This window comes from Dechloromonas denitrificans (genome assembly GCF_001551835.1).
GTDB classification, from domain to species: domain Bacteria; phylum Pseudomonadota; class Gammaproteobacteria; order Burkholderiales; family Rhodocyclaceae; genus Azonexus; species Azonexus denitrificans.
In genome coordinates this window covers 135,885-158,149 of record NZ_LODL01000019.1, presented here as the reverse complement: position 1 = coordinate 158,149, position 22,265 = coordinate 135,885, and the positions used below count along the sequence as shown (strand labels likewise).

Sequence of the window (22,265 nt, the reverse complement as noted above, 5' to 3'; positions counted from 1 at the left end):
TCGCAAAGCCACCAGATGCCGACGGCGGAAATCAACATGACGCCGCTGGTCGACGTGATGCTGGTGCTGCTGATCATCTTCATCATCACCGCACCGCTGATGACGCATTCGGTCAAGGTTGACCTGCCGCGCGCCGCCAGCACGCCGACGCCGGAAAAGCCGATGACGCTGCAGGTCGCGATCAATGCCGAGAATGCCATTTTTGTCGGTTCCGAGACGGTCGACCGCAGCGCGCTCGAACAGAAGTTCCGTGAGGCAGTCGCCCAGGATGCCAATGTCGAAATGCACCTCAAGGCCGACCGCGCCACCCGTTACGAAACCGTCGCCGAGACGATGAGCGCCGCCCGCCGGGCCGGGCTGACCAAGATCGGCTTTGTTACGCAGCCGGCTTCAACTACACGATAAATTTTCCAGGGAGTTCTGATGAAAGCATTTTCAATTTCGCCGCTGGCCGCCGCCGTGCTGCTGGCCTTCTCCACAAACATTCAGGCCGCCGGCATTCCGACCCTGCAGGAAATTACGGTCAACAGCGGCAGCCAGGATCTGACCGGCATCGCCGACTCGGCCAACGAAGGCACGGTCACCGCCAAGCAACTGGCCAACCGCCCGCTGCTGCGCCCGGCCGAAGTGCTGGAAACGGTGCCCGGCATGATCGTCACCCAGCACTCCGGCGACGGCAAGGCCAACCAGTACTTCCTGCGCGGCTTCAATCTCGACCACGGCAGCGATTTCGCGACCCAGATCATGGACATGCCGGTGAACATGGTCAGCCACGCCCACGGCCAGGGCTACATGGATCTCAATTTCCTGATTCCCGAACTGGTCGGCAGCATGAAGTACCGCAAGGGCGTCTATGCCGCCGAGGACGGCGACTTCGCGACCACCGGCAGCGCCCGCATCGACTACCTGCGCCAGCTCGACAAGAGCTTCGTCGATATCGGCCTCGGCCAGCACAACTATCGTCGCCTGCTTGCCGCCGGCGGTCATCAGCTCAACGACCTCAACCTGATTGGCGCCATCGAGGTGGCCGGCAATGACGGCCCGTGGGAGCAGGCGGAAAATCTCGAAAAGTACAACGGCGTGCTGCGCCTGACGTCCGGCACCGCCGCCAACGGTTTTTCGCTGACCGGCATGCTCTATCAGGCGGACTGGACGGCGACCGAGCACGTCCCGGAACGCGCCATCGCCAGCGGCGAGATCGGCCGCTACGGCGCGCTGTCGGCCAACGACGGCGGTCACACGCACCGCTACAGCCTGGCCGGCGACTGGGCGCAAACCGGGGCCAACGGGGCGAGCAAGGCCAGCCTCTATGTTGTCGACTACGGCCTCAACCTGTTCTCGGCGCCCTCCGGCTACATCAGCGGCAGCCAAGGCGACCAGCACGAACAGGCCGATGAAAGGACAACCTGGGGCGGCCAGGCCAGCCACAGCTGGTTTCTCGGCCCGAACTGGAAGGACACCGAAATCACCGCCGGCCTGCAATTGCGCCATGACCGGATCAGCAAGGTCGGCCTGTACACCACCGAAAACCGCCGGCGGACCGGCACCGTCCGCGAGGACCGCATCGACGAAACCGCCGTTGCCGCCTTCTTCGCCGCCCGCACGCAATGGAACCACTGGCTGCGCACCAACCTCGGCCTGCGCCGCGACCAGATCCGCGCCCAGGCCACCGCCCTCGGCGGCCAGTACAACATGGACAACGGCGGCTCAGTCGACGCTGGGCAAACCAGCCCGAAACTCGGCGTCGTCTTCGGCCCCTTCAACCTGCTCGGCCAGACCGAGTTCTACGCCAACTGGGGCCACGGCTTCCACAGCAACGACGCGCGCGGCGCGACGGCCCGCACCAACCCGCAGGACGGCTCGGCGACCGAAGCGGTGCCGCTGATCGTCAAGGCCAAGGGCAGCGAACTCGGCATGCGGGCGGCACCGCTACCCGGCTGGAACAGCAGCCTATCGGTCTGGCAGATGGAACTCGCCTCCGAACTGGTCTTCATCGGCGACGAAGGTATTACCGAGCCGAAAGGCGCCTCGCAGCGGCACGGCGTCGAATGGTCGAACTACATCACCCCGGCCGACGGCTGGATCATCGATGCCGACCTCGCCTGGTCGCAGGCCCGCTTCAAGCAGGCCAACCCGGATAACGGCGGCCGCCATGTGCCGAACGCCATCCCCCTCACCGCCTCGCTCGGCCTCAGCGCCGACCACGGCGGCGCCTGGTTCGGCGGCCTCCGCCTGCGCTACCTCGGGGCCTATGCGCTGGAAGAAAGCGGCGAACAGAAATCGACGCCGTTCTGGATGGCCAACCTGAAAGCCGGCTACCGCATCAGCCCGCAGTTGCAACTGACTCTCGATGTGCTCAACCTGTTCGACAAACAGGCCAACGACATCGAATACTGGGGCGGTTCATGCACGCGCAGCGAAACGCTGGGCGGCACCTGTGGCGGCGGCATCGACGGCCGGCTGGTGCACCCGCTGGAACCGCGCACCTTCCGGATCGGGCTGCGCGCCACGTTCTGAGTTTGAATGGAGGCCTGGTTTCAGCACATAGCCCCGCGACTGCCAGGAAAAAAACCGCCGAAAGGCGGTTTTTTTCCTGGCCGGCAATCGACCAGAAACAGACGGACAGCGATATTGCCGAAAAGCGGTCGCAGGACTTCAAAACCGGAACTCGCACAGCAAGTGTTATTCAAGCTGTTTTCCGAGTTCCTTTGCACGCGTCCCTTGTCAAGGGCAATTCCACACGCATAATGGGCGTATCAATTCGAAATGTAATATTCAAAAGGAATATCCCCGTGCGCCTCCTGGTCCCATGTATGCAGTGCTTTCAAGAATTGGGCAGACCAACTGACGAGTTCAGTCATGTGGGATTTCGTGACGATGGACGCTATGAAATCAAATGCTCCTTAGGGCATGAGACTGCGACGGTCCTACAGCAACAGAAATTTGAGGTTCTATTTGATATTGGCGCCCACGCAATTCTTGATGGCTATTACCGCGAGGCTGTTTCATCGTTTACATCTAGCTTAGAGCGCTTCTACGAGTTTGCCTTGCGAGTTTTTCTTGAACAGGCTTCGAAGTCTGAAGAGCTATTTCAAAATTGCTGGAAAAAAGTGGCAAACCAATCCGAACGGCAGTTAGGTGCATTTGTATTCTTGTGGGCTTCGAATTTCGGTGAGTCTCCGGAGCTGCTATCCAATCCTCAGGTTAGTTTCAGGAATGAAGTCATTCACAAGGGCAAGATACCAACGAGTGAGGAAGCCGTCCGGTACGGCAATTCCGTGCTCGGAGTTCTTCGCCCAAAGATGCTTGCGCTAAGGGAGCAATTTGCCGAGGAAGTTTCGAAGGTTACTTTCTATCATCTTCGTGATTGCCGCTCCGACTCTGACAACGGAAAAACCGTTTCAACGATCAGCATTTCCACGATAGTAAGCCTGACTTGTGGAGAGATTTCGCATCACACAATGTCACTGGAAGAGCATCTGATTCGCCTCTCCGAATGGAGAAAAATTACCGGAAATTCGTGAAGGTCTGCTTTTCCAAATATCGAACTTCCGCTTTGGGCACAACTTGGTCATTGAATTTCCAAATTGCATGAAATGGGCGAATAGCCCAAATCATCTTGCCCGTTGCCGTACTCCAAACGATCAAATCTGGCATTCCAGATCCGGAATCGGCCGGTCGACTGTGCAGAAAAGGCAAAAACAAAGGCCCGACAATGTCGGGCCTTTTTTACTGCGGCAAGGAAAACCGGCGCTCAGTCCGCGGCTTCCGCCACCCGCCGGGCGCGGACGGCGGCGGCCAGCTGGTCGAGCACTTTCAGGCTGTCGTCCCAGCCGATGCAGGCGTCGGTGACGCTCTGGCCGTAGGTCAGGTCCTTGTCCGGCGACAGGTCCTGGCGGCCTTCGACGAGGTGGGATTCGACCATGACGCCGACGATGCGCTCTTCACCGGCCGCCATCTGGGCGGCGACGCTGTCGCTGACTTCCATCTGCAGCTTGTATTGCTTGCGGCTGTTGCCGTGCGAGAAATCGACCATCAGGCGGGCGGCGAGGCCGGCCTTGGCGATTTCCTGGCCGGCGGCATCGACGCTGGCTGGGTCGTAGTTCGGTTCCTTGCCGCCGCGCAGGATGACGTGGCAGTCCTCGTTGCCGACCGTCGATACGATGGCGGTGTGGCCGGACTTGGTCACCGACAGGAAGTGGTGCGGCGAATTGGCGGCGCGGATGGCGTCCACCGCGATCCGCATGTTGCCGTCGGTGCCGTTCTTGAAGCCGACCGGGCAGGACAGGCCGGAGGCCAGTTCGCGGTGCACCTGCGACTCGGTGGTGCGGGCGCCGATGGCGCCCCAGGCGATCAGGTCGGCGGTGTATTGCGGGGTGATGGTGTCGAGGAATTCGGTGGCGCAGGGCAGGTCCATCTCGTTGATTTCGAGCAGGATGCGACGGGCCAGGCGCAGGCCTTCGTTGATGCGGAAGGTGTTGTCGAGGCGCGGATCGTTGATCAGGCCTTTCCAGCCGACCGTGGTGCGCGGTTTTTCGAAATAGACGCGCATGACGACGACTAGGTCGTCGGCATACTTCTCGGCTTCGCGGGCCAGTTTCTTGGCGTAGTCCATCGCCACGTCGTAGTCGTGGATCGAGCAGGGGCCGATGACGACCAGCAGACGGTCGTCGGCGCCGTGCAGGATGCGATGGATGGCTTGGCGGGCGGTGTAGGTCGTCTGCGCCGCACGGTTCGATACCGGATATTCGCGGAAGACGTGCGCTGGCGGGACCAGTTCCTTGATTTCCTTGATGCGAACGTCGTCGGTATTCGGTTTGTTCTGCGGCGTCATGGCCAGCCCCAATCAGAAAATGCTGAAAACCCAGCATTCTACCGGATGCGCGGCCCGGATTTCGAGCCCGCCCCGGTGCGGCGCCTCAGCGGCCGAGCTTTTCGTACAGCCCGACCGTGCTTTCCATTTCGTCGAGGATACGTTCGCTGGTCGTCGCCACCGCAGTCTGCGCCCGCTTGTCGCCGGCCGATTTCTGGTTCAGCGCATTTTCAAAGAAGAACCACTGCTGGCGGACCAGTTCCAGCGCATCCTTGATCTGCTGCGTATTGACCGGGGCCGCCGAGAGTTCCTGCTGGGCCGCGGCAAACTCCTTGCGCGCCTTGTCCAGTTCGGCGGCGCTGTTCATGTCGCCGATGCCCCAGGCCATCGCCTGATAGAACTTGGCCATGCGTTGCGACAGCATGCGCTGCCGGCCGGAAACATTGACCAGCCGCCCGGACTGGCTGGCCGACAGCTTTTCCAGTTGGACAGTGCCCTGGTGCGCCAGGGCCAGTACCTGTTCGGAAATTTCCAGCACCTTGCGACCGTTCGCCACCGACGGCGTCGTGCCGAGCAGGACGTCCTTGTAGGCCAGCCAGACTTTTTCCAGCTTCAGGTAGGTGTCCTTGATTTCCGCGGTCGGTGCGTAGTTCTTCAATTCGACCAGCTGGCGGTCGAACTGGGCGATCGAGGCGTCGAGCAGCTTGCTCGAGCGCTCGACTTCGATCTGCTGGCCGATCTGGAAATAGGCCTTGGCCATGCGCTGCGACAGCATGCGCTCGCGGCCCGCCTTGTTGATTGCCGAATGGAGATCGCCGATCTGGGCCAGTGCTTCGCCGCCGGCGGCAAAAATACAGGCCGCCAACACAAATTTGCACAAGGACTTCATGGCATCTCCGCAATGTCAGGCGTTTTCAAGGCCTAACAATGTAGCGGCCGCCCTAGCGGCTATCCATGATGTCCATCAACATTGTCACAACAATGACAAAAGATTAAGGCAACTGGCCCAGATAATTGGTCAGCGCCGTGATGTCCTCGTTTTTCAAGCTCGCCGTGGCAATCGACATCAGCTGGTTGTTGCGTTCGCCGGTGCCGTCGCGATAGCGCATGATCGAGGTCCGCAGGTAGGGCTGCTTCTGGCCGGCCAGCCGGGGAAAGGTCTCGTTGCCATGCGCCTGTTCGCCATGACAGCGGGAGCACAGCTTGCCGAACAGCACCTTGCCCTGCGCCGCCTGCGCCGCATCGCTGCGCGACGGCAGCACCGTGGTGCTGGCATAGAACAGCGCGATCTGTACCCGCTCCTCGTCCTTCAGAACCTTGATCAGGCCCTGCATGAACGGGTCCTTGCGCTCGCCGCTACCGAACTTGCGCACCTGTTCGAGCAGGTAGGCCGGGTTCTGGCCAGCCAGGTTGGGAATTTCCGGCGACTTGCTGACACCGTCTTCACCGTGGCAATTGGCACAGAAGAAGGAAGCTTTTTTACCGGCTTCGACGGCGGCCTTGAGTGCCGCCGGGTCGGCCTGGATGGCCTTCAGACGATCCTGGGCGGCCGGCTGGGCCAGAGCGGCGCCGCAGAGCAGCCAGGCGGCGAGAGCAAGGAGTGTTTTCATCGGCAATCCCATGACAAGAATATGGAATTATGCCGTTCCGCCCACCGTCAGTCCATCAATACGCAGCGTTGGCTGGCCAACGCCGACCGGCACGCTCTGCCCGTCCTTGCCGCAGGTGCCGACACCGGGGTCGAGCTGGAGGTCGTTACCGATCATCGAAACCCGGGTCAGCGCGTCCGGTCCGTTGCCGATCAGCGTCGCTCCCTTGATCGGCCGCGTCACCTTGCCGTCCTCGATCAGGTAGGCCTCGCTCATCGAGAAAACGAACTTGCCGCTGGTGATATCGACCTGGCCGCCACCGAAATTGGCAGCGTAGATGCCTTTCTTGACCGACTGGATGATCTCCTGCGGATCGTGCTTGCCGGCCAGCATCATGGTGTTGGTCATGCGCGGCAGGGGCAGGTGGGCGAAGGATTCGCGGCGGCCGTTGCCGGTCGGAGCGACGCCCATCAGGCGGGCATTCAGGCTGTCCTGCATGTAGCCCTTGAGAATACCGTCCTCGATCAGCACGGTGCGCTGGGTGGTGTTGCCTTCGTCGTCGATGTTGAGCGAACCGCGACGGTCGGCGATCGTGCCGTCGTCGATCACGGTGACGCCTTCGGCCGCGACGCGCTGGCCGAGGCGGCCGCTGAAGGCGGAACTGCCCTTGCGGTTGAAGTCGCCTTCGAGGCCGTGGCCGACCGCTTCGTGGAGCAGGATGCCGGGCCAGCCGGCACCGAGCACGACGGTCATCTGGCCGGCCGGGGCCGGCTCGGCGTGCAGGTTGGTGACTGCCTGATGGACGGCTTCCTTGGCGTAGCGCTGGAGGATTTCGTCGTCGAAATAGCCGAAATCGAAACGTCCGCCACCGCCGGCGCTGCCCTGCTCGCGCTTGCCGTTTTCCTCGACGATGACCGAGATCGAACAGCGGACCAGCGGCCGGATGTCGGCAGCCAGCCGTCCATCGGAGCCGGCAACGAGGATCACTTCGTACTCACCGGCCAGCGAGGCCATGACCTGCAGCACTCGCGGATCGAGGGCACGGGCGAAATTCTCCAGGCGTTCGAGCAGCTTGACCTTGGCCTCGGCCGGCAGCGAGGCGATCGGGTCGTGCGGCACGTACAGGTTGCGCGCTGCGGCGCCGTGCTTCAGCGCTGGCAGCTTGCCGCTCTGGCCGGCCGCGGCAATCGCGCGCACGGCATTGGCGGCATCGCCGAGGGCATGCGAACTGATGTCGTCGGAGTAGGCAAAGGCCGTCTTTTCGCCGGAGATGGCGCGCACACCGACGCCCTGATCGATGTTGAAGCTACCCGACTTGACGATGCCTTCGTCGAGGCTCCAGGCCTCGGAACGGGAATACTGGAAATAGAGATCGGCGTAATCGACCTGATGCGTCAGGATCTGGCCGAAGGTGCGCGACAGATCGCCTTCGGTCAGCGAGAAGGGCGCGAGCAACAGGGATTCGGCTTGGGCCAGGGCGCTGTTAGGATTCATTGAAACTCCGTCAGAGAATACGGTGGGCGAGAGCCGGCAGGCTCTCGCGGATTTCGGCAATGCGGGCGTGGTCGAGGTCGGCAATGACGACGCCCGGCCCTTTCTGTTTGCGGTCGAGAATTTCGCCCCAGGGGTCGACGATCATGCTGTTGCCGTGCGTCAGGCGGCCGTTTTCATGGCGTCCCCCCTGTCCGACTGCCAGCAGGTAGCATTGGTTCTCGATGGCGCGGGCACGGAGCAGGATTTCCCAGTGCGCGCGGCCGGTGGTGTCGGTGAAGGCGGCCGGCATCAGGATCAGGTCGACCGCCCCCTGCGCCCGGTAAAGTTCCGGGAAACGCAGGTCGTAGCAGATCGACAGCGCGATGCGGCCGAACGGCGTATCGACGGCGACCGGCTGGCTGCCGGCCTCGATGAAGGCGGCCTCGTCGTAGGACTCCTCGCCCTTGCTGAAGCCGAACAGGTGCATCTTGTCGTAACGGGCGACGCATTCGCCGGCCGGGTTGTAGGCCAGGCTGGAATTCCGCATCTTGTCGGGCAGGCTTGCGGTCAACGGGATGGAACCGGCAAAAACCCAGATGCCGTGCTTTTGCGCCGTTGCCGCCAGCCAGTCCTGGATCGGGCCGTGGCCGAAATCCTCGCGCGCCCGGACCCGGTCGGCATCGGCCGCGCCGATGATCGGAAAATATTCGGGCAGCGCGACCAGTTGGGCGCCCTGCGCCACCGCCTCGTCGACCAGCCGGCCGGCCAGCGCCAGGTTGTCGGCGACGCGCGGCCCGGAAACCATCTGCAAGGCGGCGATACGGCAATTCTGTTGGCTCACTGCTTGTTCTCCTCTTCCGGCTTCGGCGCCGCCCCGGCCGGCACGTCCAGCCGGGTTTCGCCAGCCTTGTCGACCTGCGGGTCGCTCCAGCTGCCGGTGACATGATAACGATAGCTGAACAGGCGATTGAGCGGTTTCTGCAGCACGGTGTTGGCGACCAGCGCCGCCGCGCCGACCACCGGATTGATCAGGGCGGCAGTACCGACTGCGGCCAGGCCGCCGATTTCCGGGCGGACGACGACTTGCAGGTCCTGCGTTTCGCGCTGCAAATCGGTTTCGCCCTGCATTTCGATCTGTGCCGCCGGCCCGTAAATGCGCAACGGCTCGGTGGTCCGCATGATGCCCTTGCGGATCGCCAGCTTGCCTTCGATGCTGTCGAAAGCCAGGCCATCGCTGAAAATATCGCGAAAATCGAGGGTCAGGCGGCGCGGCAGCGATTGCAGGGAAATCAGGCCGAGCAGTTTGCCGACCCCCGGCTCCAGCTTGTTGAACTGCCCCTTTTCGGCATTGACCGACATCTGGCCGGTCAGCGAGGGATAGTGAATCGAGGTCAGCGGCCCGGCCCATTGCAGTTCGCCGCCCAGCGTCGCCGTGCCGCGCCGGACGGCATCGGCAAAGCCGAGGCGGTCGAGCAGCTTGCCAGCATCCTTGGCGACCAGTTCGAAATCGAGCCGCGTCTGATGGCGCCCGACATTGGCCCAGATCGCCTTGCCCTTCAGACCGCCGTCCGGATTCTGCAAACTGAGCGAATCGAGGTACCAGGCGCCTTTGTCGTTGCGCGCCTTCAAGTCCAGCCGGCCCAGGGCCTTCTCGCCGATCTGGAAATCCTCGACCTGCAGACTCATCCCGGGCAAGGAATTGATCAGCGTCGCATTGCCGTCACCCATCTCGCTCGCCGGCCGGATGACCAGGCGCTTGAAATAGCCCTCGACCCAGCCTTCGCCGGCGCTGCGCCAGAAAATATCGCCGACCGCCTCGCGCGTATTGAGGCCGATCTGCCAGCCGCCATCACGCGGCCGCAGGCTGCTTTCGACCTGGTTGTAGTCGCGGCCGAAGAGGCGCAACTGCGGCGTCTTAAGGCTGACCAGACTGAGCGCCAAGCCGCCATTCGCGGCGCCGTTAGCGTTGCTACCGGCCTCGCCCGCCGCACCGTCCGGCAGGAAGTTGCGCCAGGCATCGGCATCGATCCGTGGCGTCACCACCCGCACCGCCAGCCCCTTCTCGGGCAGGCGCGGCTCGGCTTCGCCAACGGCCAGAACGCCGCGTTCCCACGACTCGCCGCGGCGGACGACCAGCCCCTGCGCCACCCGACCGAGCGTGATCCGGTACTGTTCGCGCGTCGGGTCCGGCGCCGTCCGTTCGATACGCAGCGGCAAGGCCATCGTCGCGCTCTTGTTCAAGGGCTCCGGCAAGGGCGAACTGACGCCGAGCAGGTCGGACTCGATGACGACATCGGCATTGCGCTTGCGAATGGCGATATCGGCCTTCCAGTCGGCGCGACCGGACAGGTGGTTGATCAGCGGCCAGCCGAAGTGCGCGCTCACCTCACCGACATTGGCCGTGCCGCTGGCCAGCACGCCGACCTTGTCGCCGTTGCTCTTGACCAGCACCTTGAGCGGGCCGCCGAAGACCTTGCCGGTGATGTCCTGGGCGGCGACGGTGTTTTCGGTCAGCCGCAGGCGGCCATTGACCTGGGTCAGCGGCGGCAGACCGGCCAGCGGCTGCAACTGGTTGCCGAGAAAATGGTAATCGCCGCGCATTTTGGTATCGAGCGCATGGCGCAAGGGAATGTCGAGTTCGAGATCGAGCCGGCCATTGCCGACCGCCTTCATGCCCTCGGTAAAGCGGTCGATCTTGTTGGCGACCGGGCTCTGGTCGATGAAGCGGAAGAACTCGCTGGTCGGCCCCTGTGCCTCGCCGCGCACGAGCAGCATTTCCTCGTGCGATTCGAAATCGGGAATTTCAACCGTCACGTCCGACAGCTTGGCGCCGAGGATGCTCCCCTGGCTCGCCTGGATCTTCATGCCGATGCCGAAACTCATGTCGGCGTCGATGTGCTCGATGGTCGGCCAGCCCGGCGCGTAGTCGACCTTGGCGTCGGCCGCCTTGGCGGTGACGATGAACAGACCACCCTTGCCGTCGCGGAACGGGAAGTCGCGCAAATTGCCCTTCAGCGTCAGGCGGCCGTCGTAGCCGCGGCCGGCGACGATGCCGCGACGCAGCCAGGCACGGGCATCGGCATTGACCGCGTGCGGCATGTAACGCCAGACAGCTCGGCCATCGGCGCGGTCGACCGCCGCCGTGAGGTCGATTTCACCCGGCCCCTCGCCAGTGTAACGATAGGTGCCGCGCGCCGAGCCAGCCGCCTCCGGGCCGGCGAATTCGAGCTTGTCCAGCTTGACGTCGGTCGCCGTCGGCGAATTTTTCCAGCTCGCCCGCGCCTTCAGCGTATCGAGCGCAATCTCCGGCTCGGGAAAAACGGCCGGCAGCGACAGGCTGGAAGTGGCTGAGTCGAGGATCAGGTCGCCGCCCTTTTCACTGAGGTCGATCAGGCCGGACAGGCCGTTGGCGCCAGGAAAGTAACCGCCGGCCTCGATCCCCAGTTCGGCGAACGAGGCTTTCAGGGCGTAACGCTTCAAGGCGTCGCCCTCCAGCCCCCAACTGGCCCGCAATTCGCTGATCCGACCCTGCGGCTGGTGCGTCTGCAACAGTTCGCGGCTGCGCGCATCGAGCGGCATGTAAGCGGCCAGCCGGGCGAGAATGCCGAGATCGAGGAAGCTGGCGCTGGCGCTGCCGCTGATCGCACCGCTCTGCGGATTCTGCCGCCAGTCGGCCTGGAAATCGGTCGGTGCGACGCGCGTCCCGTCTTCGCTCAGCAATTCCACCTTGCGGCCGATCACGGCCCATTCATTCGGTTTGTAGCGCCCTTCCAGCCGGCCGCGCATGCTGGCCAGAGCGAGTTCGGGCAGCTTGCGGCCCAGACGCAGGCGGACCTCTTCCAGCGCGACGTCGGCCGTCAGCTTGCCACCACCCTCCTCGAAGTCGCCCCACAGGCGCAAGGCGCCGCGGCCCTGCGGCAACTGCAGCGGGTAATCGACCCAGCTACGCCAGCCGGCGAGGTCGGCGTAGTCCAGTTCGACAAAAATCTTGCCGGAGAGATGCTCGAGCGCCTCGCCGATATCGCCCTTCACTTCGCCACGGATGTCGATGCGCGCCGCCAGTTCGGCCGGCGGCACCGCCGACAGGCCGAAACGATGCCGGCGGCCGCTGTTGTCGAGGCCGAACTGGAGGTCTTCGAGGACCAGCGGCGGCGCCTGGCGAAGGCGGTCTTCCCAGACGATGGTCGCATCGCGGATGCGGATATGGCTTTGCGCCAGCACCCATTCGGCGAAGGCGGGGTCGCTCTCGCCCTCGGTATCCATGCCGGCGACGGTGATCTTGCCGCTGGCTTCGCGCCGCACGTGCAGCACCGTGCCATCGAAGGCAAGCAGCGACAGCATCGGACGCAGGCGCCACAGGGTCTGCCAGGAGAGCACGCTCTCCACCCGCTGCAGCGAAAAGGCCGGTTGTCCCTGACGATCGAAGACCTGCACATTATCAAGGACCAGATCGGGATTCAGCCCCTGCCAGCGGGCCTCGATGTTGCCGATCTTGACCGGTTGACCGACGGCGCGCGAGGCGGCCTGCTCGATCTCGGCCTGGTAGTCGCCGACCTTGGGCAGCACCGCGTAACGCAGGACCAGCACCAGCATGGCGAAGAGCAGCCAGGTGGCGAACATCCCCCAGCCGAGCAGGCGCAGGCCGCGCTGGACGGCCGGCCGGGCCAGGATCGGCCACAGCCAGTGCAAGCGGTAATAGACAGCCGAACGGATTTCCTGCCGGGAGACCGGGCTATTCACGCGTCAAACCGTTTTGCCAGAAGGGGTGATAGGTCACTACAATCAAATGCTCGCCAAAACCGGCATTCTATCCTTTTCGGCAAAGCTGCCGATTGAGCAATCATGGACAACACTCTCGACCCCCGCTGGCAGACCGCGCTCGGCCACAGCCGCTACCTGGCCAACCTGCTGCAGGCGCGCCCGGCGCTGATCCCGGAACTGGCCGCGACCTGGCTGCAGCCGCTCAGCGAAGACCTGCTGCTGACACCGTTGCACCAGGAGTTCACCGACGACGAAGCAGTCCGCTCGGCACTGCGCCGCCTGCGTCACCGGGCGATGGCGCATATTGCGCTGCGCGACCTGTGCGGTCTGGCACCGCTCGCCGAGGTCGTCGAAAGCATGACCATGCTGGCCGACGTGACGACCAATTTCGCGCTCGACTATTATCACCGCCAGCTCGCCGCGACCTATGGCGAGCCGCTCGACAAGGCCGGCCAGCCGCAGCGCCTGCTGATCATCGGCATGGGCAAACTGGGCGGCCGCGAGCTGAACGTCTCCTCCGATGTCGACTACATCTTCGTTTACCCGGAAGAAGGCGACACCGACGGCAAGAAGAGCATCGAGAACTACGATTTTTTCACCCGTCTCGGCAAGCGGGTGATCGGCGCCTTGGGCGACCTGACCGCCGACGGCCAGGTCTTCCGCGTCGACATGCGGCTGCGCCCGAACGGCGACTCCGGGCCACTGGTCTGCTCGCTCGATTCGCTGGAAAACTATTTCATCACCCAGGGCCGCGAGTGGGAACGCTACGCCTGGATCAAGTCGCGCGTCATGAATGCCGGCCCGAATGCCGACGGCGCCGCGCTCGGCGACTGGATGACGGCGCTGCGCCGGATCTCCCGGCCCTTCGTCTTCCGCAAGTATCTCGATTTTGGTGCCATCAACGCCATGCGCGACCTGCACGCCCAGATCCGCCGCGAAGTGGCGCGCAAGGACATGGCCGACCACGTCAAGCTCGGCCCGGGCGGTATCCGCGAAGTCGAATTCATCGCCCAGGTCTTCCAGCTGATTCGCGGCGGCCGCGACCCGGCACTACAGATCCGGCCGACGCTGTCGGTGCTCAAGCTGCTCGTCGAACGCAAGCTGATCCCGGCCGAAACCGAACAGGAGCTGCGCGAAGCCTACGTCTTCCTGCGCCGCCTCGAACACCGGCTGCAGTACGTCGAGGACAAGCAGACCCACATGCTGCCGGTCGACGCCTCAGAACAGGCAAAAATCGCGCAGAGCATGGATTTCCCGGACTGGGCGGCGATGCTCGCCGTCCTCAACGGCCACCGCGAAAAAGTCAGCCGCCACTTCGGCGAAGTCTTCTCCGACCCCGAAGCCGGCGAACACCCGCTGACCGGCCTCTGGCTCAGCCAGCTCGACGAAGATACCGCCATCGAAGGCCTCGGCAATCTCGGCTTCCGCCACCCGAAGGACGCCATCGCCCGTCTCGCCGACCTGCGCGCCTCCAGCCGCTACCAGCAATTGCCGGCAACCAACCGGGCCCGCCTCGACGCGGTCGGCCCGCGCCTGATCGAAGCGGCTGGCGCCACCCACGACCCGGACACGACGCTGGTCCGCGGCCTGCAGTTCCTCGAAGGCATCGCCCGCCGCGGTTCCTACCTGGCCCTGCTGCAGCAGTACCCGATGGCGCTGCGCCGCGTCGCCGACATGGTCTGCGCCTCGAACTGGGCGACCGAATACCTGAACCGCCACCCGCTGCTGCTCGACGAACTGCTCGACCCCCGACTCTACGACAGCGCCACCGACTGGGCCGGCTTCCGCGACAGCCTGCGGCGCAATCTGACCGACCACGCCGGCGACACCGAGCGCGAGATGGACATCCTGCGCGAAACGCACCACGCCCAGGTTTTCCGCCTGCTCGCCCAGGACATCGCCGGCCTGCAGACCATCGAACACCTCTCCGACCACCTGACCGAACTGGCCGACATCATCGTTCAGGAAACGCTGCCGCTGGCCTGGAGCAAGATCAAGAACCGGCATTGCCCAATACCGAAATTCGCCGTCATCGGCTACGGCAAGATGGGCGGCAAGGAACTCGGCTACGCCTCCGACCTCGACCTCGTTTACCTCTACGACGATGACGATCAGGATGCCGCGGAAAACTACACCCGCCTCGGTCAGCGCCTGAACACCTGGCTGTCGAGCCAGACTTCGGCCGGCATGCTGTTCGAAACCGACCTCCGCCTGCGCCCGAACGGCGACGCCGGCCTGCTCGCCGTTTCGGTCGACGCCTTCCGCGACTACGAACTGAAGAATGCCTGGGTCTGGGAACACCAGGCGCTGACCCGGGCCCGCTTCTGCGCCGGCGATCCGGCGGTCGGCGCCCGCTTCGAAGCGATCCGCTGCGAAATCCTCTGCCAGCCGCGCGATCTCGCCAAGCTGAAGGCCGAAGTCGTCGCCATGCGCCAGAAGATGTACGACGCGCATGCCCTGAACAGCGCCACCGAGTTCGCTCTCAAGCACGACCAGGGCGGCATCGTCGACGTCGAGTTCATCGTCCAGTACCTAGTCCTCGGCTACGCCCACCAGCACCCCAGCCTGACCGGCAACCTCGGCAACATCGCCCTGCTCCGCATGGCCGGCGAACTCGGGCTGATCGACCCGCAACAGGCGGCCGCCGCCGGCAACGCCTACCGCGAATACCGCCGCCTGCAACACGCCAAGCGCCTGAGCGCAACGCCCAAGGCGCCGATCCCGCGGGAAGGCGTCGAACAGCACATTGCTGCGGTCAACCGCCTGTGGGAGGCAGTTTTCCCCGGCTGAGCCAGCCGACCGGCGAGCTGGCGATTTCTACCGGCAGCATGAGGTGCCGCATAGAGCAGCGCTATGCTGCCAGGTGCGGCGCTTCGTTCTTGATCAATTCGATAAAGCGGTTCATGGCAGTCGCGCAGAAAGCGGCACTGTCACGACCACCGTACATGCGCTCCGACTCACCCGCTGCGGCTTGCCACAAAGATCGGGCCAGCTCGTCGTCGATACCGGCCTTGCGGGCAATCCAGGGCAGCAACTTGGGAACATTCATGTCGAGAACCCCGGCAATCAGAACTTCGGTTCAGAACACCGGGCCGACGAAAACCTCCTTGAAATAGACATCGACATCGTTTTCCAGGTGGCGAAGACCAGGCAGGTAATTGCCCGAATCACCGGCATTCGCTGCCGGAACAATCGACTCGCCCTTGAAGATGGCATCGTAGCTAACGGTTTCAGCAGACTTGCCGTTATGAACCCTGGTAACACGGGAGAGAAAGGATTTGAGAGACATTGCTGGACTCCTTTTATGGCCTATTGATTTGAACTGCTGGAGTCAATATAGTGATGATGCTGCAGTGCAGCAAACAATGGTTTGTTATGTCCGACATTAGAAATACTTAACTGGCAGCCAATACGGCGGGAGTTCATCGTGGGCTATCGTCTTCCTCCGCTTTCCACCTTTCGCACCTTCGAGGCCGCGGCCCGCCATCTCAGTTTCAAGATGGCAGCAGAGGAACTGCATGTCACGCCGGCCGCCGTCAGCCAGCAGATCAAGGCCCTGGAAACCTATCTTGGTCTGCCGTTGTTCGTGCGTCGCCCGAACGTGCTGCGCCTGTCGGAAGACGGCTTGGCGATGTACCCAAAAATCCGCGACGGTCTGGACTCGTTCGCAGCTGGCGTCGAGGCAACCCGGCACAAACGGGCCCAGGCGCTGAACGTCGTCGCGCCGCCCGCGTTTGCGACGCGCTGGCTGGTGCCGCGTCTGGCCCGCTTTGCCGCCGCCCACCCGGAAGTGGCGATCAGGATATCCAGCAATCCCGACAACATCGATGGTCCGTCGAGCCAGCCCAACCCGCCGAAGTCGTTGATCGACCCGCGCAGCGAGACCAGCGAGGTCGAAATCCGTTACGGCAGCGGACTGTACCCCGGCTATCAGGTCGAAATGATGTTGATCCCCGACTACGTGCTGGTTTGCAGCCCACGCCTGATCGATGGCGAGCCGCCGCTGCACGCACCGCAGGATCTGGCTCGCCACGTATTGATTCACGACGAATCGGTCCCCGCCATCGACAAGCGCCCCAACTGGGGCGAATGGCTGAGGCTGGCGGGCGTTACCGGCATCGACAGCGAGCGTGGCCCGCGCTTTTCCAACTCCATCCTGGCGCTGGAGGCCGTCCTCGAAGGCCAGGGCGTCGCGCTGGCCCTGAAGCAGCAGATCGAAAGCGATGTGGCCGCCGGCCGTCTCGTCACCCCCTTTCCGATCAGCATGCCTTCGGCCTATGCCTATTTCCTGGTCATGTCGAAAGCGGTAGCCGCACAACCCGTGGTTCTTGCTTTTCGGCAATGGCTGCGCGCCGAACTCGGGCCGAACTACGGTCACTGAACCGGCCAGGATCGATCGAGTCGGGTAGCAAGCTTCTTGCGAACTCGGCCACGAATCCAAAGAGCCCCCAAGGAGCCTCGGGCATTGGCTTTTGTTGGTGATTTTTTGTGGCCTGGCTCAACCACTGCCGATAGCGTACCGAGCGTAAAAAAAGCCGCTGAACAGCGGCTTTGTGGGTGGTTGGCAGAAAACTTACTTCTTCAGCGAATCGCGGATCTCGCGCAGCAGCGTGATGTCTTCCGGCGTCGGCGGGACTTCCGGGGCGGCGGCCGGGGCCGGCGTGCGCAGGCGGTTCATCTGCTTGATGATCATGAAGATGATGAAGGCGAGAATGACGAAATTGACCAGGATGGTCAGGAAGGAGCCGTAGGCGAAGACCGGGATGCCGGCCTTCTTCAGTTCGGCCAGCGCCGTCAGGTTGCCCGGGTTGTCGCCGAGGATGACGAAGAGGTTGGAGAAATCGAGCTTGCCGACGATGCGGCTGACCAGCGGCATGATCAGGTCGCCGACGATGGAATCGACGATCTTGCCGAAGGCGCCGCCGATGATGACGCCGACCGCCAGATCCATTGCGTTGCCCTTGACGGCAAATTCCTTGAATTCCTGCAGCATGCTCATGATGGTTCCTCTGTTGACTGTTATTAAGTGGGGGAATTATTCGCGCCGGCATACGCCAGCGTCAAGCTGGCATTCATTTTTTATCGCGGCTTCACAAAAGCTTTACACAAGCGCTCGGCGGCGGCGCGCAAGGTCGCCTCCTGCTTGGCGAAGCAGAAACGGACGACGCGGTCGTCGCGCCCATCGGCATAGAACACCGAGACCGGGATCACCGCGACGCCGACTTCGCGCGTCATCCATTCGGCGAACTGGCGATCCGGCAGGTCGGACAGCCCGGCATAGCTGGCCAGCTGGAAATAGGTGCCGCGACAGGGCAGCAGTTCGAACGGCGTGTCGGCCAGCAGGCGACGGAAGAAGTCACGCTTTTCCTGATAGAAGGCGGCCAGGCCGAGATGGCGCGAAGCATCCTGCATGTATTCGGCCAGCGCCAGTTGCGACGGTGCATGCACCGTGAAGACGTTGAACTGGTGCACCTTGCGGAACTCGGCCATCAGCGCCGCCGGGCCGACGACGTAACCGATCTTCCAGCCGGTGATGTGGTAGGTCTTGCCGAAGCTGGAAACGACGATGCTGCGCTGCGCCAGTTCGGGGTGGCCGCACAGGCTGGCGTGCTGTTCGCCATCGAACAGGATGTGCTCGTAGACCTCGTCGGACAGAATCACGATATCGGTGCCACGGACCAGTTCGGCCAGCTGGTCGAGATCGGCCGCGCTCAGCAGGCTGCCGGTCGGGTTGTGCGGCGAATTGACGATGATCATCCGCGTCTGCGGCGAAATCAGCGCCTTGACCCGCGCCCAGTCCGGTGCGTAGTCGGGGAACTGCAACTGGGCATGTACCGCCTTGCCACCAACCGTCTCGATGGCCGGCACATAGGAGTCATAGACCGGCTCGAAGACGATGACTTCGTCGCCCGGCCGGACGAAGGCGGCAATCGCCGTGAAGATGGCCTGCGTCGCGCCGGCCGTCACCGTCACTTCGGACTCGACATCGAAACGCGGACCGTAGAGCGCCGCCACCTTGTCGACGATGGCCTGGCGCAGTTCCGGCAGACCGGCCATCGGCGCGTACTGGTTGCGCCCGGCCAGCATCTGGCGGTGCATGGCTTCGAACAGCACCGGCTCGGCCTGAAAATCGGGGAAGCCCTGCGACAGGTTCACCGCACCGCACTCGGCGGCCAGCCGCGACATGACGGTGAAGATGGTCGTCCCCATCTCGGGAAAACGGGAAGCGATGCGGATTGAGCTGTCCATGGCGGCGGTCGACCTGTCAAAAGAGGCAAATCTTGCGGCATCGCCGGCCGCCGGACAAGCCCCCGCGAAACCCCGCTCAGAGCTTGGCCGCCATCCCCTGCAAATGCTCCAGCCGGCCGAGCAGTTCGTTCAGCGTTGCCATGCCGCGGCTCAGTTCATCGACATTGCTCAGGCTGTTCGTCACCTGGCGATGCTCGCGCGCCGCATCGCTGGTCATCTGCTCGATCTGACCGGCAGCCTGCTCGCTCTTGGCGATCAGGCCGTCGATCGAAGCCAGCGTGGCATGGGCGATCTGGCGGATGCCGCTGATCGTGCGCACCGCTTCCTGAATGCTCGACGCCGTTGCGTCGGCCTGATGCTTGGCCGACTGCGCCAGCTTGCGCACTTCGTCGGCGACCACCGCGAAGCCACGCCCGGCCTCGCCGGCCCGCGCCGCCTCGATCGCCGCATTGAGGGCGAGCAGGTTGGTCTGGTCGGCAATGGCGCTGATGCCGCCGGTAATCGAGCCGATCGCCTTCGACAGCCGTTCCAGATCGTCGAGCCCGCTGCCCAGGCTGGCCTGCGAATGCTGCGAATCTTTCGCCGCGGCACCGACATCGGCCATCAGCGCCAGCGCCCGGCTCAGCGTCTCGGCCTGCTGGCGGAAGCCGGCGGCAAGCGAGGGCAGCGTATCGACCACCGGCTGCACGGTGCGCTCATAGACCAGCACCTGCTCGACCATGCCGCGCTGCATGCCGTTCAGCGTGACCCAGCGTTGCAGCGCGCGTTGCGCGTAATGGGTCGCAAAACCGGCGTAGTGCACCGGGAAGGCGCTCATGAAGGGATCGCCGTAGCCATCGCTTTCGCGAAAGAAGACCAGCGCCGACAGCGTCTGGTTGATCGGGATGCCGAGAATTTCGCCAAAGGTCGAAAAGCCGGCGGCCGGCGTTTCGGCGAAGAAATCGGCCCGCCCGAGCAGTTCCGGATTGCCCAGCCGGCGCAGCACGCAGTCGTTGAGCAGCATCGCCAGTGGCGCCCCCTTGCCGACCAGGAATTGCTGCCAGTCGCGCTGCGTGGTGGCGATGAAGTCGGTCACTTTGAGCAGATGCAGGCAGTCGCCGAACTCGATATCGCAGAAGAAGCTGGTCTTGTCGGCACCGAGCGCGGCGACCGAGCGGATGAACATCTCGTCATTGACCGAAACGGCGAAGGTGTGGCCGGCCAGGTGTTTCTCGACCTCGCCTTCGGTGCAACGGAAATGCGCCGCCAGCGCCGGCATGAACCTTTGCGTCCGGCCGTCCGCCGTGAACACGCTGCTCACGGTACGGGCCACCGGGTCGGCCTCGGCGACCAGCCAGCTCTTGCCGGCCGGCACGAAATTCTGGGTCTTGAACGGTGAAAAGCGAATGCCCTTGCGCACCTTGCAGAAGACCAGCATCGCCCGCCCGCTCAGCACGCGTTGGCCGTCGTGCATGTAGGTCGCCGAAAAATCAAGCTTGCCGCCGGCCGAGCCGCCGACCGCCAGACAGGGAAAGCGCTGGCTCTCGTACCAGGCGCGCATCAGGAAACCTTCCGAGGCCGACAACCCATCACAGAAGACCAGCGCGAAGCAGTCCTGTGCACTGATCGGGAAGGACGGTTGAACACTGTTCAATTCCTGCGCAATTCTGCTCACCCGCTCGCCGACGGTTGTCCCCTGCCCGACCTTTAAATCGATAGTGAACACTTCGCTGCGCTCGACGATTTCATCGGAAAGCCACAGAAAACTGCCTTCGCGGTCATGCGCCCCGGCGCCGCAATAGGTCGAGGCGCCGCCGCTGCACAGGGCGCCGGTGGACGAAAGCGCAGCAAAGGTCGGCCCACTGCCCAGCACCCGCTGGAGGCCTTCGGCAACCCCCTGAAAATTGGCGTAAGGCGGCACGAAGCCGATGAACAGGCCGCCGGCGCCGGCCGGCAGGCCCAGTTGGGCGGCACCGGCCGGCAAACGCTCGGCATTGAAACGGCCGCGTACGGCGGCCGGGAGCGACTGGTGCGTCGCTGCCTGTGCCGGCGAACGAAAGAATGAAAACATGCTGCTGCCTCCTGATTGGCTGCCGGCGGCCAGCGCCGCAGACATTATTGATTTTTGACTAGCGGGCGTCTTACCCCGGCCCTGCGGTGCAAATCCCGTACCAGGCGGCAGCCCCAATCATCGAGTTCGTGCTTCCTTGGCTGCGCCGGGCGGTAAAATGTCGGGCATGGCGCCGCCGCGCCCCTTCCATTGATGGCTTCCTCGCCCCACCAGACATGAACATTGACGGCATTCCCACCCGCAGCCTGCGCGCCCACCCGGCGCAGCGCTGTATCGACATCATCGACCAGGCCCGCCTGCCGCACGTGCTGCACTGGGCGCGCGTCAGCACGCTCGACGAAGCGGCGCACGCCATTCGCGCCATGCAGGTCCGTGGTGCGCCGCTGATCGGCGCCACCGCCGCCTACGGACTGGCCATCGCCTTGAACGAGCAGGCCGACGACGCCCGGCTGAATGCCGCGGTCGACCTGCTGTGGAAAACCCGGCCGACTGCCGTCAACCTGCACTGGGCGCTGACCCGGATGTCCCGCTTGTTGAGCGAACTCCCCGCCGAGCAGCGTTGCGCTGCGGCCTGGGCCGAAGCTGCGGCGATTGCCGAGGAGGATGTCGCGCAGAACGCCGCCATCGGCCAGCACGGCCTGGGCCTGCTCCGCCAGGTGACGCGCCGCCACGGTACGACGCTGAACATCATGACCCACTGCAACGCCGGCTGGCTGGCCACCGTCGATGGCGGCACCGCGCTCGCCCCGGTCTATGCCGCCTACGACGCCGGCCTGCCGGTCCATGTCTGGGTCTCGGAAACCCGGCCGCGCAACCAGGGCCTGCTCACCGCCTGGGAACTGGCCCAGCACGGCGTGCCGCACACGCTGATTGCCGACAACGCGGCCGGCATCCTCCTCCAGCAAGGCAAGGTCGATGCCGTGATCGTCGGCGCCGACCGCATCGCCAGCAATGGCGATGCCGCCAACAAAGTGGGCACTTACCTCAAGGGTCTGGCCTGTGCCGATAACGGCGTCCCTTTCTACGTCGCCGCACCGCGCTCGACCGTCGATTTCGACCTACCCGGCGGCCAGCACATCCCGATCGAGGAACGCGACGGCGACGAATTCCGCCTCGTCCATGGCCTCGACTCGCGCGGCGTGCCGTCGGCGCTGCACCAGTTGCCAGCCAAGGAGGCCGTGGTCAATCCGGCCTTCGACGTCACCCCGGCCCGCCTCATTACCGCGCTGATCACCGAACGTGGCGTCTGCCCGGCCAGCCGCGACGGCCTGCTCGGCCTCTACCCGGAAGAAGCCGGTGTCTGAGCCCCGCCAGCAACTGATCGCCACCG

The 22,265-nt window shown here is 64.0% G+C and carries 16 protein-coding genes and 1 pseudogene; 6 read left to right on the top strand and 11 right to left on the bottom strand.

Annotated features, from left to right (window positions below):
* The first annotated feature begins 15 nt into the window (after positions 1–15).
* The 3 genes from AT959_RS08545 (at position 16) to AT959_RS08535 (ending at position 3,524) form a co-directional block, all read left to right on the top strand.
* Positions 16–405: an ExbD/TolR family protein gene (locus tag AT959_RS08545; RefSeq protein WP_083518303.1), complete on the top strand. Its 390-nt coding sequence runs from the start codon at positions 16–18 to the stop codon at positions 403–405.
* Positions 406–423: 18 nt separating this feature from the next.
* A complete protein-coding gene (locus tag AT959_RS08540) occupies positions 424–2,517 on the top strand; it encodes a TonB-dependent receptor (RefSeq protein ID WP_083518302.1) in 2,094 nt (697 codons plus the stop codon).
* 275 nt (positions 2,518–2,792) lie between these two features.
* On the top strand, positions 2,793–3,524 hold the full coding sequence (locus AT959_RS08535) for a hypothetical protein (protein ID WP_205629871.1): 732 nt from the start codon (positions 2,793–2,795) through the stop codon (positions 3,522–3,524).
* A 230-nt stretch (positions 3,525–3,754) separates the two neighbouring features.
* Here AT959_RS08535 and aroG read toward each other — a convergent pair whose 3' ends face one another.
* The 6 genes from aroG to AT959_RS08505 form a co-directional block, all read right to left on the bottom strand.
* The gene (gene aroG / locus AT959_RS08530; protein ID WP_066882570.1) at positions 3,755–4,834 is read right to left on the bottom strand and encodes a 3-deoxy-7-phosphoheptulonate synthase AroG; all 1,080 of its coding nucleotides are present in this window, start codon (positions 4,832–4,834) and stop codon (positions 3,755–3,757) included.
* Positions 4,835–4,919: 85 nt separating this feature from the next.
* On the bottom strand, positions 4,920–5,702 hold the full coding sequence (locus AT959_RS08525; RefSeq protein WP_066882569.1) for a type IV pili methyl-accepting chemotaxis transducer N-terminal domain-containing protein: 783 nt from the start codon (positions 5,700–5,702) through the stop codon (positions 4,920–4,922).
* Between the two features lie 103 nt (positions 5,703–5,805).
* The gene (locus tag AT959_RS08520) at positions 5,806–6,423 is read right to left on the bottom strand and encodes a c-type cytochrome (protein ID WP_066882568.1); all 618 of its coding nucleotides are present in this window, start codon (positions 6,421–6,423) and stop codon (positions 5,806–5,808) included.
* Positions 6,424–6,450: 27 nt separating this feature from the next.
* Positions 6,451–7,896 (bottom strand): metalloprotease TldD, encoded by a 1,446-nt coding sequence (gene tldD / locus AT959_RS08515; protein ID WP_066882567.1) that lies wholly within the window; start codon positions 7,894–7,896, stop codon positions 6,451–6,453.
* Between the two features lie 10 nt (positions 7,897–7,906).
* Positions 7,907–8,716 (bottom strand): carbon-nitrogen hydrolase family protein, encoded by an 810-nt coding sequence (locus AT959_RS08510; RefSeq protein ID WP_083518301.1) that lies wholly within the window; start codon positions 8,714–8,716, stop codon positions 7,907–7,909.
* Positions 8,713–12,615 (bottom strand): YhdP family protein, encoded by a 3,903-nt coding sequence (locus AT959_RS08505; protein WP_066882566.1) that lies wholly within the window; start codon positions 12,613–12,615, stop codon positions 8,713–8,715. The genes AT959_RS08510 and AT959_RS08505 overlap by 4 nt, the downstream gene beginning before the upstream one ends.
* A gap of 102 nt (positions 12,616–12,717) precedes the next feature.
* On the opposite strand from AT959_RS08505, the gene glnE reads away from it, so the two are divergent.
* A complete protein-coding gene (gene glnE / locus AT959_RS08500; protein ID WP_066882565.1) occupies positions 12,718–15,426 on the top strand; it encodes a bifunctional [glutamate--ammonia ligase]-adenylyl-L-tyrosine phosphorylase/[glutamate--ammonia-ligase] adenylyltransferase in 2,709 nt (902 codons plus the stop codon).
* A 61-nt stretch (positions 15,427–15,487) separates the two neighbouring features.
* On the opposite strand, the gene AT959_RS08495 is transcribed toward glnE, so the two are convergent.
* Both AT959_RS08495 and AT959_RS08490 read right to left on the bottom strand, forming a co-directional pair.
* The gene (locus tag AT959_RS08495; RefSeq protein WP_066882564.1) at positions 15,488–15,685 is read right to left on the bottom strand and encodes a hypothetical protein; all 198 of its coding nucleotides are present in this window, start codon (positions 15,683–15,685) and stop codon (positions 15,488–15,490) included.
* Between the two features lie 30 nt (positions 15,686–15,715).
* Positions 15,716–15,925 carry a hypothetical protein gene (locus AT959_RS08490; protein WP_066882563.1) on the bottom strand — a complete coding sequence of 70 codons (210 nt, stop codon included), beginning with the start codon at positions 15,923–15,925 and terminating at the stop codon, positions 15,716–15,718.
* A gap of 138 nt (positions 15,926–16,063) precedes the next feature.
* On the opposite strand from AT959_RS08490, the gene AT959_RS08485 reads away from it, so the two are divergent.
* Positions 16,064–17,017 (top strand): LysR substrate-binding domain-containing protein, encoded by a 954-nt coding sequence (locus tag AT959_RS08485; RefSeq protein ID WP_066882562.1) that lies wholly within the window; start codon positions 16,064–16,066, stop codon positions 17,015–17,017.
* Between the two features lie 192 nt (positions 17,018–17,209).
* On the opposite strand, the gene mscL is transcribed toward AT959_RS08485, so the two are convergent.
* The 3 genes and pseudogenes from mscL to AT959_RS22105 all read right to left on the bottom strand — a co-directional run.
* Positions 17,210–17,635, bottom strand: coding sequence for a large conductance mechanosensitive channel protein MscL (gene mscL, locus AT959_RS08480; protein WP_066882561.1), 426 nt, complete (start codon positions 17,633–17,635; stop codon positions 17,210–17,212).
* Between the two features lie 80 nt (positions 17,636–17,715).
* Complete coding sequence (locus tag AT959_RS08475; RefSeq protein WP_066882560.1) at positions 17,716–18,885, bottom strand: pyridoxal phosphate-dependent aminotransferase; 1,170 nt, start codon at positions 18,883–18,885, stop codon at positions 17,716–17,718.
* A 178-nt stretch (positions 18,886–19,063) separates the two neighbouring features.
* Positions 19,064–20,935, bottom strand: a pseudogene (locus AT959_RS22105) (methyl-accepting chemotaxis protein); the annotation flags it as partial.
* Between the two features lie 215 nt (positions 20,936–21,150).
* Here AT959_RS22105 and mtnA point away from each other — a divergent pair.
* Positions 21,151–22,239, top strand: a complete 1,089-nt coding sequence (mtnA, locus tag AT959_RS08465; RefSeq protein ID WP_066882559.1) for an S-methyl-5-thioribose-1-phosphate isomerase — start codon at positions 21,151–21,153, stop codon at positions 22,237–22,239.
* Positions 22,240–22,265: the final 26 nt, after the last annotated feature.